Raw genomic sequence first — 14822 nt, 5'->3', positions numbered from 1 at the left:
CAGGGGACGCGAGCGGCGGCTCGGCCGGCGACCTCGAGGCGGCTCAGCCGGCGTCGGTGTCCCAGGGGTCGCGGCGCAGCCCGAGCTTGCGCGCGAGGTCGGTGCGGATCGCGATGACGACGAGCACGGCCAGGATGACCGGGAGCAGCCAGAGCAGGCCGCGCCCGAAGGCGGCTCCGCCCTCGGCAACGCTGTCCGCGCCCGTGAAACTGAAGACGGCGAGCAGCACGAGCACCGCGATCGCGACGATCCAGAGTGTGGCGGCGAAGAGCGGGAAGCGGGATTCGTCGGGATCGGGTGCGTTCGCCATGCCCGCAACGCTATCGATCCGGTCGCGGTCGGCGCCACGCAGCCGAGGTGCAACATTCACATACCGCCCGGTCGGTTTATTCGGTACAGTGTGCTCGATCCGACACGAAGAGGTGCCGAACCATGGACGCAACGCCCCGCTCCGCCGCCCACGCGGCGGCCCCCGCTCCGTCTCCCGACGCGGCCGCGACACCCCCGCCGTCTGCGCCGCCCACCGCCCCCGCGCACCCGACGCCGCGCCTCGCGGTCGACGGGCTCACCGTCGCCTTCGGCGGCCTCACGGCCCTCGACGACGTCGGCTTCGCCGTCGAAGCGGGCCAGATCCTCGCCCTCATCGGCCCGAACGGCGCGGGCAAGACGACGGCGTTCAACGCGGTCTGCGGCCTCGTGCGGCCGAAGTCGGGTCGCATCCTGCTCGACGGCGCCCCGGCCCCGGCACGGCCGAGCCTGCTGCGCGATCACGGCGTCGCCCGCACCCTCCAGGGGCTCGGCCTCTTCGACGGGCTGAGCGTGCTCGACCACGTGCGGCTGCCGCAGCCGCAGCCCCGCGGCCGCGCCGCCGGCGAGCGCGCCCGCGCCGAGCTCGAGCGGCACGGCCTCGGCGACCTCGCCGATCGGCCCGTCCAGACGCTCCCCTACCCCGAACGCAAGCGCGTGGCCCTCGCCCGCGCCCTCGTCGCCGACCCACGGCTCCTGCTGCTCGACGAGCCCGCCGGCGGTCTCGGCGAGGACGACATCGACGCCCTCGGCCGGACGGTGCGCGAGGTCGCGGCCGGCGGCTGCGCCGTGCTCCTCGTCGAGCACCACGTCGATTTCGTCCTCGGGCTCGCCGACCGGGTCGTCGTGCTCGATTTCGGCCGCGTCATCGCCGCCGGGTCGCCCGAGGCGATCCGCGGCGACGCCGCCGTCGAGGCCGCCTACCTCGGATTGCAGGCGAGCGCATGAGCGCCGCGGCCCAGGTGGCCGAACCCGGGCCCGAGCCCGCGGACCGTCCCGCGCCCGGCGCTGCCGAGCCGGCCGGTGCCCGGCTCGAGCTCTCGGACCTCCACGTCGGCTACGGCGGCGCGCCCGTGCTCCACGGCGTCGACCTCGTCGTCGAGCCGGGCGGCATCCTGGCCCTGCTCGGCGCGAACGGCGCGGGCAAGACGACCCTGCTGCGCACCCTGGCGGGCTTCGTCCGGCCGTCGTCGGGCGGCATCCGGTTCGGCGGGCTGGACCTCGCCGCCCGCTCGGTCGAGGACCGCGCCCGGCTCGGCATCGCGCAGGTGCCGGAGGGGCGCAGCGTCGTGGCCGAGCTCACCGTGGAGGAGAACCTCCGGCTCGGCGCACTGCGCCTTCCGCGTCGCGAGCGCGCCGCAGCGCTCGCCGGCGCGTACGAGCGCTTCGACGCCCTCGCCCGCCGTCGGTCGAGCTTCGGCCACCAGCTCTCCGGCGGCGAACGGCAGCAGCTCGCCCTCGCGCGGGCCCTGGTGACGCGGCCGCGGCTGCTCGTGCTCGACGAGCCGTCGCTCGGGCTCGCGCCGAAGATCGTCGCGCAGCTCTTCGGCGTGCTGCGGGACGCCGCCGAGCAGGACGGCCTCACCGTGCTGCTCGCCGAGCAGAACGTCACGAGCGCCCTCTCGATCGCCGACCGCGGCGTCGTGCTGCACCTCGGCCGCGTCGTCGCCGACCGCCCCGCGGCCGAGCTCGCCGCCGACCCCGACCTCCGCCACGCCTACCTGGGATTCTGATGGACCGACTCCTCTTCCTCCTCGCCACCGGGCTCGCCCGCGGCGCGGTCTTCGCCCTGTTCGCCCTCTCGCTCGTGCTCATCTGGCGCGCGGCCCGCATCGTCAACTTCGCGCAGGGCGCCATGGCGGTCACGGCCGCCTACGTCGCCTTCGCGGTCACGGCGCTCACGGGCTCCTACTGGGTGGGGCTCGCGTCGGGACTCGCCGCAGCGGCGCTGCTCGGCCTCGCCGTCGAGCGCGGCGTCATGCGCTTCGCCTCGCACGCGTCGCCGCTGTCGGGCGTCATCATCGCGATCGGGCTCGTCATGGTGCTCCAGTCGCTGCTCGGGATGCTCGCGGGCCAGACCGTGCGACCGATGGCCGCCCCGTTCGACGAGTCGCCCATCGTCGTCGGCGGGGTGCCGATCCTCTCCCCCTACGACGCGTTCGTGCTCGTCGTCGCCCTGGCCGTCATGGCCGGACTCGCCCTGCTCTTCGGGCGCACGTCGCTCGGTCTGCAGCTGCGGGCGGCGGCCTTCGCCCCGGAGGTCTCGCGGCTGCTCGGCGTGCGGGCGGCCCGCATGACGACCATCGGGTGGATGCTCTCGGCCGCGGTCGCCGCCCTCGCCGCGCTGCTGCTCATCCCGACGGAGCTCGGCCTCAACCCCCACTCGACCGACGTGCTCTTCGTCTACGCGTTCGCCGTGGCCGTCGTCGGCGGACTCGACTCGCCGGCGGGCGCCCTCGTCGGCGGGCTCGTCGTGGGCGTCGCGATGAGCCTCGTCACGGGCTACCTCGGCGCGACGGTCGCGCCGATCGCCGTCCTCGTCCTGCTCGTCGGGGTGCTGCTCGTGCGCCCCGGCGGCATCTTCTCGGCCCGGGAGGCGCGCACCGCATGAGCACCCGACGATTCCTCCTCACCGCCGCCGGCCTCACGGTCCTCGCGATCGCCGGCACGTTCCTGCTCGACCCGTACCGCAACTACCAGCTGGCCGTCATCGCGGCGACCTTCTGCGCCGCGGCCGGGCTCACCCTCCTCATCGGCGTCAGCGGGCAGCTCTCCCTCGGGCACGCCGCGCTCATGGCCGCCGGCGGCTACGGCTACGCGCTCGCGGCGAACGCGCTCACGGACGCGGGCGTCGACGGCGTCCCGCGCTTCCTCCTCGCGTTCCTCGCCGCACTCGCCGCGTCGGGCATGCTCGGCCTGCTGCTCGGCCTCGCGGCAGCCCGCCTCAGCGGCCCGTACCTCGCGGGCGTCACCCTCGCGCTCGTCGTCGCCCTGCCCGCGTTCGCCGCGGTGTTCGGCGGCGTGCTCGGCGGCGACCAGGGGCTGCAGATCGCCTTCGACGGCGTGCCGGCTCCGCTCCGGATGCTCGTCGCGCTCGAGCAGTGGCAGGCCTGGGTCGCGATCCTCGTCACGGCCGTCGTCGTCACGGGGATCGCCGCGATCCGCCGCGGCGGAGCCGGCCTGAAGATGCGCGCCATCGCAGCCGACCGCACCGCCGCCCGGCTCTCCGGGGTGCGCGCCGGTCGCGTGCAGGTCGGCGCATTCACGGCGAGCGCGCTCGCGGCCGGTGCCGGCGGGGCCATCCTCTGCTTCGTCACGCAATCGGTGAGCCCCGGCGGGTACACCCTCGCGTTCTCGCTGCTGCTCGTCGTCGCCGTCGTCGTCGGCGGGCTCGGCTCGATCGGCGGCGCCGCCGTCGGCTCGGCGATCGTCGTGCTGCTGCCCTGGCTCATCGGCACTCTCACGGGCGCGCTCGACCTGCCCGCCGAGATCGAGCAGCGCCTCGCGGGCAATCTCGGCGTCTTCGTGTTCGGCGTGCTGCTCATCGTCGTCATGGCCGCCCGCCCCGGCGGGCTCGCCGCGGCCGTGCCCGTTTCGTGGCGGCGCCGCGGCCGGCGCGCACCGGCATCCGTCGCCCCCGAACCGGAGGTCGTCGACGTCGACGCCCTCCCGCACCACCCCACCGCAACATCAGAAACCGAGAGGTGAACGAAATGGCACAGCACCGCCCCCGCATCCTGCGGGCCGCCCTCGCCGTCGTGGGCGCCGGCGCGCTCGTCGCCGGCGCCGCCGGCTGCAGCACTCCGGCCGTCACCGGCGCCGCCGCCGTCCCGGGCGTCGGCGACGACGTCATCACGATCGGCAGCCACCAGCCGCTGACCGGCCCGGCCGCCGCCGGCTACTCGTCGATCTCGGCCGCGACGTCGGCCTACTTCGACTACGTCAACGACCACGGCGGCATCAACGGCCGCACGATCGAGTACCTCGTCGAGGACGACGGGTACAACCCCGCGAACACGCAGACCGTCGTGCGGAAGCTCGTGCAGGAGGACGAGGTCTTCGCGATCCTCAATGGCCTCGGCACCGCGACGCACACGTCGGTGCTCGACTACCTGAACCAGCAGGAGGTGCCCGACCTCTTCGTCGCCTCCGGCTCGACGAACTGGAACCAGCCCGAGGAATACCCCTGGACGTACGGGTTCAACGCCGACTACGTCGTCGAGGGCGCGGCGCTCGCCCAGCACGCGCTCGACACGCAGCCGGACGCCGTCGTCTGCCTGCTCGGTCAGGACGACGACTTCGGCGACGAGTTCATCGAGGGCGCCGAGCTCGTGCTCGGCGAAGGCGGGCTCGCCGCCGTCGAGCGCTACTCGGTCTCCAACCAGGACGTCGCCGCGCAGATCGGCGCGCTGCAGGCGGCGGGCTGCGAGATCAACCTGCTCGCGACGGTGAACGGCTTCTCGGCCCTCGCCCTCGGCACGGCGGCGAAGCTCGGCTGGTTCCCGCAGTGGTACGCCTCGTCCTCGGGCGGCGACTACCCGACGCTCATCGGCTACCTCGGCGAGGACCTCGGACCGAAGCTGCTGCAGGGCTTCACGTCGACGAACTACCTGCCGATGGAGGGCGACGCCTGGGTGGACCTCTTCCGCACGATCAACGACGAGTACAACGGCGGCGCGCCCTTCGACGGCAACACGATCTACGGCATGAGCGTCGGCTACCTCTTCGCCGAGGCGCTCGCCAAGGCAGGGGACGACCCCACCCGGCAGTCGCTCGTGGACGCCGTCTCCTCCGGCGACCTCGTCGGCAACGGCGTGCTGCCGCTCGCGTTCGGGGCCGACAGCCACGCGGCCTTCCACGGCGTCGGCATCACGACGGTCGACCAGGGCGTGCAGTCGTACACCGACTCGGCGTACGTGCTCGAGGGCGACACCGTCGAGTCCGTCGAGCTCGACCCGGTGCCGCTCGAGGGCGAGGGGATCCCCACGGCCGACTGAACCACGGCACGGCAGAACGGGCCGGCTCCCTCGGGAGCCGGCCCGTTCTTCGTGCGCCGAGGCCCGACGCGAACGAGGGGCCGGTCCGGGAAGGACCGGCCCCTCGGGCCCCCGTTCGAGCGGGCGGCGGGACCGCGCGCCGGATCAGCGCGCCTGCGCCGCCAGCGGCTCGGTGAGCGGGCCGGCGACCGTGCCCGGCGCGGCGTACTCGGCGACGAGCGCCCGCTTCAGCACCTTGCCGCTCGCCCCGATCGGCAGCGACTCGACGAGGTGCACGACGCGCGGGTACTTGTAGGCCGCGACGCGCTCCTTGACGTAGGCGACGAGTTCGTCCGCGGACGCCTCGTGGCCCTCCCGGAGCACGACGGCGGCGTGCACCTCCTGGCCGTGGCGGTCGTCGGGCAGGCCGAAGACCGCGGAGAGGGCGACGGCCTCGTGCCGGGCGAGCACGGCCTCGAGCTCGCTCGGGTAGACGTTGTAGCCGTTGCGCACGATCATGTCCTTCTTGCGATCGACGATCGTCAGCACGCCGTCCGCGTCGAGCGTGCCGAGGTCGCCCGTGCGGAACCAGCCGTCGACGACGGCCTCCTCGGTGGCATCCGGCCGGCCGAGGTAGCCCTTGAAGAGGTTGTGGCCGCGCACGACGACCTCGCCGAGGGCGTCGGCCCCGTCGAGCAGGTCGATGCGCCCTTCGACCTCCGGGTCGGCGATCGCGACGTCCACGCCCCACATCGGCCGGCCGACCGTGCCGGGGCCGATCGGCGCCTCCATCCCGTTCGTCGAGACGACCGGCGAGGTCTCGGTCAGGCCGTAGCCCTCGTGCACCTCGGCGCCGTAGACGCGGTGGAACGCCTCGAGCACGGCGACCGGCAGCGACGCGCCGCCGCTCACGGCGTAGCGCAGGGGCGGCCGCGCGGTGCTGCGCTCGGCCGCTTCGAGCATCCCGACGTACATCGTCGGCACCGCCGTGAAGACGGTCGCCCGATACGAATCCAGCAGCGCGAGCGCCTCCTCGGGGTCGAACTTCGGCAGCAGGATGATCGACGCGCCGACGCGCACGCCCATGTTCAGCACGGCCATCTGGCCGAAGGCGTGGAAGAAGGGCAGCCCGCCGAAGACGATGTCCTCGGGGCCGAGGTCGAACGAGTCGACGAGGGAGCAGTGCACCTGCTCGATGTGCGCGAGGTGCGAGCCGACGGCGCCCTTCGGCGTGCCCGTCGTGCCCGACGTGTAGAGGATCGTCGCGGCCGCGGTCGGCGCGACGGCGACGTGCCGCTCGATCGGCGTCGCCGCCGCGGCCTCAGCCTCGAGGTGGGGCAGGTCGGGGCCGCCCGGCGGCAGCAGCACGGTGACGAGGGGCACGCCGGCCGCGGTCGCGGCGGGGATCGCCTCGCCGAGCATCGGCGCCGCGACGACGACGAGGTCGGCCTCGGCGTCGCGCAGCACGAACTCGATCTCGCCGGCCTTGAACAGCAGGTGCACCGGGATGACGACGGCGCCGAGGCTCAGCACGGCGTAGTAGACGCGGGCGAAGTCGGGCACGTTCGGCACGATCATCGCGACCCGGCTGCCCGGGCCGATGCCGCGGTCGCGGAGGGCGCCGGCGTACGCGCGGGTCTGGTCCCACAGCGTGCGGTAGTCGGTCGTCGTGCCCATGAAGTGCAGGGCGGGCCGGTCGGGGTGCCGCTTCGCGGTCTCGGCGAGGATGCTCGCGACCGAGAGCGTGCCGTGCCCGGCTCCGTCGATCGCGGGGTCGTGATGGTGGGTCATCCTGGGGTTCCTTTCATCGTCGTTGATGCGTGGGGTCAGGCGGGCACGGGAGCGCCCGGGGTCGGGAGGGCCGCAGCCGGCGAGGCCGCGGCCCGGCGCAGCTCGGCCTTGCCGAGCGCGTCGAGATGCACCTCGTCGGGGCCGTCGGCGAGTCGCAGCGCGCGGGCGCCGGCGTAGAGCTCGGCGAGCGGAGTGTCCGACGAGAGCCCGGCGGCGCCGAAGAGCTGGATCGCGCGGTCGACGATCTCCTGCACGGCCTGCGGCACGGCGATCTTGATGGCCTGGATCTCGGTCATCGCGCGCCGGTTGCCGACGGTGTCCATGAGCCAGGCGGTCTTCAGCACGAGCAGGCGCAGCGCCTCGATGCGGATGCGCGAGTCGGCGATCCACTGCCGCACGACGCCCTGCTCGGCGAGCGGCCGGCCGAATGCGACGCGCCCGTTCGCCCGGGCGGCGGCGAGGGAGAGGGCGCGCTCGGCCATGCCGATGGCCCGCATGCAGTGATGGATGCGACCGGGCCCGAGGCGCGCCTGCGCGATCGCGAACCCGTCGCCCTCGCCGCCGATGAGGTTCGACGCGGGCACGCGCGCGGCGTCGAAGACCACCTCGGCGTGCCCGCCGTGGTCGCGGTCGTCGTAGCCGAACACGGTGAGGGGTCGCACGATGGAGACGCCCGGCGTGCCCCGCGGCACGATGATCATCGACTGCTGCCGGTGGCGCGGAGCATCCGGCTCGGTCTTGCCCATGACGATGAGCAGGGTCGCGTCGGGGTTCATCGCCCCCGTCGACCACCACTTGCGGCCCGTCACGACGTAGTGGTCGCCGTCGCGCTCGATGCGCGTCGCGATGTTGGTCGCGTCGGAGGAGGCGACGTCGGGCTCGGTCATGCAGAAGGCGGAGCGGATGCGGGCGTCCAGCAGCGGATCGAGCCACTCGGCCTGCTGCGCGGGCGTGCCGAACTCGGCCAGGAGCTCCATGTTGCCGGTGTCGGGCGCGGCGCAGTTGAAGGCGACGGGCCCGAGCCGGGGGCTCCAGCCGGTCGCCTCGGCGAGCGGGGCGTACTGCAGGTTGGTGAGCCCGGCACCGCGTTCGCCGGGGAGGAAGAGGTTCCAGAGCCCGGCGGCACGCGCCTCGGCCTGCAGTTCCTGCACGACCGGCCGGAACGACCAGTCCCCCGGCGACGCGGCGAGCTCGTCGTCGAGCCGGGCTTCGGCCGGGATGACGCGCGCCTCGATGAAGTCGCGGACGCGGCCGAGGAGGTCGACGGTGCGCTCGTCGTGGGCGAAGTCCATCAGAGCGCCTCCGCCCGGATCGAGAGCTGCCGGAGGCCTTCGCCCGCGAGCGGCTCGACCATCGCGCCGATGCCGTCGAACCCCGTGCCGACCGTCTCGCCCGCCGAGTGGCGCACGTGGATGCCCTCGAGGATGACGGCGAGCTTGTAGGCCGCGAAGGCGCGGAACCAGCCGAGGTCGGGGATGCCCGTGCCGGCGCGCGCCGCGTAGGCGTCGACGAGCTCCTCGAACGCCGGGTAGCCGGCCGCAGGGTCGACGGCGCTCGCCCCGAGCTCGGCGCCGCCGGGCAGCTCGCCGAGGTGCCAGTAGAGGCCGAGCAGCCCGAGGTCGAAGCGCGGGTCGCCGAGGGTCGCCATCTCCCAGTCGAGGATCGCCGCGATGCGAGGCGAGGATGCCGGACCGGCGACGATCGCGTTGTCGAGGCGGTAGTCGCCGTGGACGATGCCCGCGCGCCCGGTCTCGTCGGGCGCGGCTGCGCCGAGTCGCTCCTGGAGCTCGTCGAGGGCCGGGAGCTCGCGGGACTTCGAGGCCGCGTACTGGCGCCGCCAGGTCGCGAGCTGCCGGTCGCGGAAGCCGGCCGGCCGGCCGAAGTCGGCGAGGCCGACGGCCGCGGGGTCGACGGCGTGGAGGTCGGCGAGCGTCTCCGCGAGCTCGATGCCGAGACCGCGGAGGCCGGCCGGATCGAACTCGGCGTTCTGCTCGGGCGAGTTGAGCACGAGTCCCGCGACGCGCTCCATCACGAAGAACGGGGTGCCGGTGACGGCCGCGGCCGCGGTGTCGTCGACGAGGTCGATCGTCGTCGGCACCGGCACGGCCGTCCCGGCGAGCGCGGTGATCACGCGGTGCTCGCGGGCCATGTCGTGCGCGCTCGAGAGCACGTGCCCGAGCGGCGGGCGCCGCACGACGAGCGGCACGGCGGCCCCGTCGACGCGGTAGGTCAGATTCGACTTGCCGCCCGAGATCACGGATGCCTCGAGCGGACCGGCCGCGAGGTCCGGATGGGCGCCGGCGAGCCACCGTTCGAGTCCGTCGACGTCCAGTCCTGGCACTGCGGTCATCCTCGACCCCTTCCCCGCCGCGGGCGGCGGTGCTGCCGCGCCTCCGGGCTTCGCCGCCCGGCATCGCGCTCGGCCAGCATACCGCCCGGTCGGTTTGTTCGATACCCCGACCTCCCATCTCCGCGAGTGGGTAGGTCCTGCGGGTGCCGGACCGCGCCGACCCGCGATACCTACCCACTCGGGGAATGGGGATCAGGCGGGGGCGGTCGCGTCGAGCCGGGACGCCAGCGCCGCGCGGATCGCGGGCGGGATCGGGGTCGGACGGCGCGTCGCGGCATCGACGAAGACATGCACGAACTCGCCTGTCGCGATCGGGGCATCCTCGCCGGCGCGCAGGATGCCGAGCGCCCACGTCACGCTCGTCGTGCCGAGCCGGCCGACCGAGATGCCGACCTCGAGGGGCTCCGGGAACGACGCAGAATCGAGGTAGCGGCAGTTCGAGGCCACCACGAGGGCGATGGGCGCGTCGCCGGCGGGGTCGAGGTCGCCGTGGGCGATCATCCAAGCGTTGACCGCGGTGTCCATCGCCTCGTAGTAGACGACGTTGTTCAGGTGCCCGTACTGGTCGTTGTCGCGCCAGCGGGTGCCGAACGGCACGCGAACCGGGTAGGCGGTCATCGGTCCGCCCGGAGCAGCACCCGGAACGCCGTGCGGGCTCGGGCCGCACTGGGTTCGTCGCCCGCGATGAGGTCGGCGTAGGTGAAGCTCTCCGACACCCGCACGAGCAGGTAGGCGAGCTCGTGCACGTCGATCGCACCGTCGAGGGGCGCCGAGCCGAGATCGCGGCGCACGAGCCACTCGGCCGTCGCGACGTAGCGCCGCTGGATCTCCGACTCCTTCGTCGTCAGCAGCCGCAGCGCCCGCGCCGGCTCCCGCCTGAGGAACTCGCGGAAGTACGGCGCGGTATTGAGGTCGTCGACGAAGCGGGTGAGCAGTTCGGCGATGCGCTCGGCGCCGGCGCGCTCGGTCACGGCGGCCTCCGCCTGGGCGAGCGTCGGCACCGCGAGCGACCACAGCACCTCGCTGAGCAGGGCGTCGCGGTTGCCGACCCAGCGGAAGAGCGACGTGCGGTCGATGCCGAGGGTCGCGGCGAGCGCGCCCATGTCGATACGACGACCGGCGATGAAGCTCTCGCGGGCGATGAGGAAGGCCCGGCGCGCATCGGCGTGGCCGCCCGGAGCGAGCCGCTCCGAGAGCCAGGACGGCGCGGCGGCGAGCCCGACGCCCTCCACGGCATCGGGGCTCGGCCAGTGCGCTGCGGGCGCGTCGCCGGTCGGGGCCGCTGCGACCGGGGCGCCGCTCAGGGCGGGGGCGGATGACATGCGGGCATCGTACTCCGCGGCGCGAGTCATCCTGCAACGTTCGTGAGTATGTTGCACGAATCGGGTGCAACATTCTGAGAAATGATGCATACTCGGTCCCGATCACCGACGATCGGAGGAACCCATGACCCTCGCCCTCGACCAGACCGAGGGCGCCGAGGAGGCGCCCGGCATCCCCGCCGCCCTCCTCGACGCCGACTTCTACGGCTTCCAGCAGCGGCTCACGCCCGCCGAGCAGGCATCCGTCGCCGACATCCGTGCCTACCTCGAACGCGAGGTGCGGCCCGGTGCCGACGAGCGCTGGGAGGCCGCGACGAGCCCGCGCCACCTCATCCCCGGCTTCGCCGACCTCGGCCTCTTCGGCTCCGGCATCGAGTCGGTCCGCCACTTCGAGAACTCCGCCGTGTACCGCGGCTGGATCGCCCTCGAGATCGCCCGCGTCGACCCCTCGACCGCGACGTTCATCGGCGTGCACTCGGGGCTCGCGATGAACGCGATCGCCGTCGGCGGCTCCCCCGCCCAGCAGGCGGAATGGCTGCCGCCCATGGCACGCGGCGAGCTCATCGGCGCCTTCGGCCTCACCGAGCCGCTGCACGGCTCCGACACCGCGAAGGGCCTCGAGACCACCGCGACCCGGCGCACCGCCGCCGACGGCTCCGACGAGTGGGTGCTGAACGGCGCGAAGCGCTGGATCGGCAACGCCGGCTTCGCGGACGTCGTCGTGATCTGGGCGCGCGACACCGCTGACGACCAGGTCAAGGGCTTCCTCGTGCGGCAGCCCGCGACCGGCTTCACCGCGACGAAGATCGAGCGCAAGCAGTCGCTGCGCGCCGTCGAGAACGCCGACATCACCCTGACCGACGTCGTCGTGCCCGAGTCGGACCGGCTCCAGGAGATCCACGGCTTCCGCGACGTGGCGATCGTGCTGCGGCTCACGCGCGCCGACGTCGCCTGGCAGGCGATCGGCGTCGCCGTCGGCGCCTACGAGGCGGCGCTCGCGTACGCGAACAGCCGCGTGCAGTTCGGCAAGCCCATCGCGTCGTTCCAGCTCGTGCAGCAGAAGCTCGCCGACTCGCTCGCCGACATCACGGCCTCGATCGCCCTCTGCGTGCGCGTGAGCGAGATGCTCGACGAGGATGCCCAGCGCGACCACCACTCGGCCATGGCCAAGGCCTTCGCGACCCGGCGCATGCGCGACACCGTCGCCCGCTGCCGCGAGCTCATGGGCGGCAACGGCATCCAGCTCGACCACGGCGTCGCCCGGTTCTTCGCCGACGCGGAGGCGGTCTACACCTTCGAGGGCACGTACGACATGAACACCCTCATCGTCGGCCGCGCCATCACGGGCCGCGCTGCGTTCGTCTGAGCGCGTTCCCGCTGGTCGAGGAGCGAAGCGTTCCCGCTGGTCGAGGAGCGAAGCGTTCCCGCTGGTCGAGGAGCGAAGCGTATCGAGGCCCCGTGAGGCGCCTCACCGGGTCTCGATACGGCGCTGGCGCGCCTACTCGACCGACGGGGATACGGCGCTGGCGCGCCTACTCGACCAACGGGGATACGGCGCTGGCGCGCCTCCTCGGCCGACGGGTCCGGCGCGCCTGCTCGATCCGCGAGATCCGCAACCTCCACTCTTCGAAAGGACCCACCATGCCCGAGGCCTACCTCGTCGCCGCCGCCCGCTCGCCCATCGGCCGCGCCCGCAAGGGCTCGCTCGCGGGCATCCGCCCCGACGACCTCGCCGCCCGGATGATCGCCGCCGCGCTCGAGCAGGTGCCCGCGCTCGACCCGGCGCGCATCGACGACCTCCTGCTCGGCACCGGCCAGCCGGCCGGCGAGCAGGGCAACAACCTCGCCCGCATCGTCGCCGTGCTGCTCGGCCACGACGGCCTGCCCGGCACGACCGTGAACCGCTACTGCTCGTCGAGCCTGCAGACGACGCGCATGGCCTTCCATGCGATCAAGGCCGGCGAGGGCGACGTGTTCGTCTCCGCCGGGGTCGAGTCGGTGTCGCACTACGACCGCGGCGTCGCCGATGTCACCCCCGGCGTCGACGTGCGCAACCCGCGCTTCGCCGAGGCGATCGCACGCACCGAGGAGCGCACCGCGGCCGGCACGCCGGCCTGGCGCGACCCCCGCGTCGAGGGCGCCCTGCCCGACCCGTTCATCGCGATGGGGCAGACGGCCGAGAACGTCGCGCAACTGCACGGCGTCACCCGCGACGAGCAGGACGAGTTCGCCGCCCGATCCCAGCAGCGCGCCGAGGCCGCGATCGCGTCGGGCTTCTGGGCGAGCGACATCACGCCGGTGACGCTGCCCGACGGCACCGTCGTCGCGGCCGACGACGGCCCCCGACCCGGCGTCACCGTCGACTCGCTCGCGGGCCTCGACCCCGTGTTCCGCCCCGACGGCACGGTGACGGCCGGCAACTGCTGCCCCCTCAACGACGGCGCGGCTGCCCTCGTCGTCGTGAGCGACCGCATCGTCGACGAACTCGGTCTCGAACCGCTCGCGCGCATCGTCTCGACGGGCGTCAGCGGGCTCTCCCCCGAGATCATGGGCCTCGGCCCGGTGGAAGCCTCGCGCCGCGCCCTCGCGCTCGCCGGGCTGGGCATCGACGACATCGACCTCGTCGAGCTCAACGAGGCGTTCGCAGCCCAGGTGATCCCGTCGGCGCGCGAACTCGGCATCGACCCCGAGCGGCTCAACGTCCACGGCGGCGCCATCGCGGTGGGGCATCCGTTCGGGATGACCGGCGCCCGCATCACCTCGACGCTCGTCAACGGGCTGCGCGCGACGGGCGGCCGCTACGGGCTCGAGACCATGTGCGTGGGCGGCGGACAGGGCATGGCGATGGTGCTCGAGCGCGTCTGACGCGCCGCCCCCGACGCCCGCCGGGTCGGGGACCGACGGCCGATTCGCCCGCATGCCCGAAGCGGTGCAGACTCGACCACGATGTCCCCGACCCGATCGTTCGCCCGCCGCGGCGTGCTCACGAGCATCGCGCTCGTCGTGCTGCTCCTGGCGGGGTTCGGCGCTGCCGTTTCGGACCTCGTCGGGGCGACGCCCGCGGCGGGGCTCCGCACGGGCATCGCGGAGGCGTCCGGGGCCGACGGCGCCGCGCGCTGGGAGGTCTTCCGCTCGGCCGACCCGGATGCCCAGTCGGCCGCGGCCGACCGCGTGTTCGACGCGCTGCCCGCCGGGCTCGCCGTCTCGCGCTCCGTGCAGACCTCGCCGGCTCCGGCCGGGGGCGCCGGCTTCTCGGTCGACGGCGCGGCGGTCGGCGCCGTGCTGCTGGTCGATCCGGATGCCTCGGCGCACGCCGATCTCGTGACGGGAGCGTGGCCCGAGGACGCCGGGGCTGCACCGGAGGGCGCCGTTCCCGCCGCCGTGCACGCGGGTGCCGCCGACGCCCTCGGCCTCGCCCTGGGCGACGAGGTGGCGCTCGACGGCCTGACGCTCGTGGTCGTCGGCACGTGGCTGCCGAGCGACGCGGGCGACCCCCACTGGGCCGGGGATCCGCTGCTCGCCGGCGGCCTCTCCGGCGAGCGCGCCGGGCCGTTCCTCCTCGCCGACGAGGCGGCGACGGATGCCCTCTCGGTCGGCGTCTACGCCCGGTGGACGGCTGTGCCGACCGGCGGCCTCGACCCGGGGTCGGCGGCGGAGGTCCGCTCGGAGCTGCCGCGCATCGCCGACCGCCTCGCCGACGAACCGGGCTTCCGCGACGGCGGCGTGCGCGAGAGCGGGGCGCTCGCGGGCACCCTCGACCGGCTGCTCGCCGAGGCGGGCGCCGTCGGGGCCATCGCCCCGGTGCCCCTGCTCCTGCTCGCCGTCGCCGGGGCGGCCGCCCTCGAACGCCTCGGCTCGCTGCTCGCCGCCTCCCGCCGGAGCGAGACGGTGCTGCTGCGGGCTCGCGGCGCGACGGCCGCCCGCATCGGACGGGAGACCGCCGTCGAAGTCCTCGTGATCGGGATCCCGGCCGCCGTCGTCGGCGCGCTCTGCGGCGAGGGGCTGCTCGTGCTGGCCGCGGGCGGGGCGGGCCGCTCGTGGGCGGCGGCGCTCGCCGCTGCCGCCGTCGCCGCCGTG

Annotated in this window: 14 protein-coding genes; 8 read left to right on the top strand and 6 right to left on the bottom strand. The window is 74.2% G+C overall.

Annotation, left to right across the window (positions count from 1 at the left end):
* Positions 1-43: 43 nt before the first annotated feature.
* Positions 44-310: a hypothetical protein gene (locus GB864_RS12270; RefSeq protein WP_160425454.1), complete on the bottom strand. Its 267-nt coding sequence runs from the start codon at positions 308-310 to the stop codon at positions 44-46.
* Between the two features lie 122 nt (positions 311-432).
* On the opposite strand from GB864_RS12270, the gene GB864_RS12265 reads away from it, so the two are divergent.
* From GB864_RS12265 to GB864_RS12245, 5 genes are read left to right on the top strand one after another with little or no spacing between them, the layout of a single operon-like run.
* Complete coding sequence (locus GB864_RS12265; RefSeq protein WP_160425452.1) at positions 433-1254, top strand: ABC transporter ATP-binding protein; 822 nt, start codon at positions 433-435, stop codon at positions 1252-1254.
* Positions 1251-2039: an ABC transporter ATP-binding protein gene (locus GB864_RS12260; RefSeq protein WP_160425450.1), complete on the top strand. Its 789-nt coding sequence runs from the start codon at positions 1251-1253 to the stop codon at positions 2037-2039. The genes GB864_RS12265 and GB864_RS12260 overlap by 4 nt, the downstream gene beginning before the upstream one ends.
* A complete protein-coding gene (locus GB864_RS12255; protein ID WP_160425448.1) occupies positions 2039-2917 on the top strand; it encodes a branched-chain amino acid ABC transporter permease in 879 nt (292 codons plus the stop codon). The genes GB864_RS12260 and GB864_RS12255 overlap by 1 nt, the downstream gene beginning before the upstream one ends.
* Positions 2914-4014, top strand: coding sequence for a branched-chain amino acid ABC transporter permease (locus GB864_RS12250; protein ID WP_160425446.1), 1101 nt, complete (start codon positions 2914-2916; stop codon positions 4012-4014). The genes GB864_RS12255 and GB864_RS12250 overlap by 4 nt, the downstream gene beginning before the upstream one ends.
* Positions 4015-4019: 5 nt before the next feature.
* Complete coding sequence (locus GB864_RS12245) at positions 4020-5303, top strand: ABC transporter substrate-binding protein (RefSeq protein ID WP_160425444.1); 1284 nt, start codon at positions 4020-4022, stop codon at positions 5301-5303.
* Between the two features lie 144 nt (positions 5304-5447).
* On the opposite strand, the gene GB864_RS12240 is transcribed toward GB864_RS12245, so the two are convergent.
* From GB864_RS12240 to GB864_RS12220, 5 genes are all read right to left on the bottom strand, one after another.
* On the bottom strand, positions 5448-7073 hold the full coding sequence (locus GB864_RS12240) for an AMP-binding protein (RefSeq protein WP_160425442.1): 1626 nt from the start codon (positions 7071-7073) through the stop codon (positions 5448-5450).
* Positions 7074-7108: 35 nt separating this feature from the next.
* On the bottom strand, positions 7109-8365 hold the full coding sequence (locus tag GB864_RS12235) for an acyl-CoA dehydrogenase family protein (RefSeq protein ID WP_160425440.1): 1257 nt from the start codon (positions 8363-8365) through the stop codon (positions 7109-7111).
* Positions 8365-9423 carry a phosphotransferase family protein gene (locus GB864_RS12230; protein WP_160425438.1) on the bottom strand — a complete coding sequence of 353 codons (1059 nt, stop codon included), beginning with the start codon at positions 9421-9423 and terminating at the stop codon, positions 8365-8367. The genes GB864_RS12235 and GB864_RS12230 overlap by 1 nt, the downstream gene beginning before the upstream one ends.
* Before the next feature lie 192 nt (positions 9424-9615).
* The gene (locus tag GB864_RS12225) at positions 9616-10041 is read right to left on the bottom strand and encodes an acyl-CoA thioesterase (protein ID WP_160425436.1); all 426 of its coding nucleotides are present in this window, start codon (positions 10039-10041) and stop codon (positions 9616-9618) included.
* Entirely contained in the window at positions 10038-10745 is a 708-nt protein-coding gene (locus tag GB864_RS12220) for a QsdR family transcriptional regulator (protein ID WP_160425434.1), read from the bottom strand. The genes GB864_RS12225 and GB864_RS12220 overlap by 4 nt, the downstream gene beginning before the upstream one ends.
* Before the next feature lie 124 nt (positions 10746-10869).
* On the opposite strand from GB864_RS12220, the gene GB864_RS12215 reads away from it, so the two are divergent.
* From GB864_RS12215 to GB864_RS12205, 3 genes are all read left to right on the top strand, one after another.
* On the top strand, positions 10870-12111 hold the full coding sequence (locus GB864_RS12215; RefSeq protein WP_160425432.1) for an acyl-CoA dehydrogenase family protein: 1242 nt from the start codon (positions 10870-10872) through the stop codon (positions 12109-12111).
* Between the two features lie 275 nt (positions 12112-12386).
* On the top strand, positions 12387-13610 hold the full coding sequence (locus tag GB864_RS12210) for an acetyl-CoA C-acetyltransferase (protein ID WP_160425430.1): 1224 nt from the start codon (positions 12387-12389) through the stop codon (positions 13608-13610).
* Positions 13611-13691: 81 nt separating this feature from the next.
* Positions 13692-14822, top strand: a 1131-nt coding sequence (locus tag GB864_RS12205; RefSeq protein ID WP_202107197.1) for a hypothetical protein, incomplete at its 3' end; no start/stop codon positions are given.

Origin of the sequence: Agromyces seonyuensis (assembly GCF_009789225.1) — a bacterium.
GTDB classification, from domain to species: Bacteria; Actinomycetota; Actinomycetes; order Actinomycetales; family Microbacteriaceae; genus Agromyces; species Agromyces seonyuensis.
The sequence above is the reverse complement of the archived record's forward strand: the minus strand, read 5'-3'. Positions and strand labels throughout refer to the sequence as shown.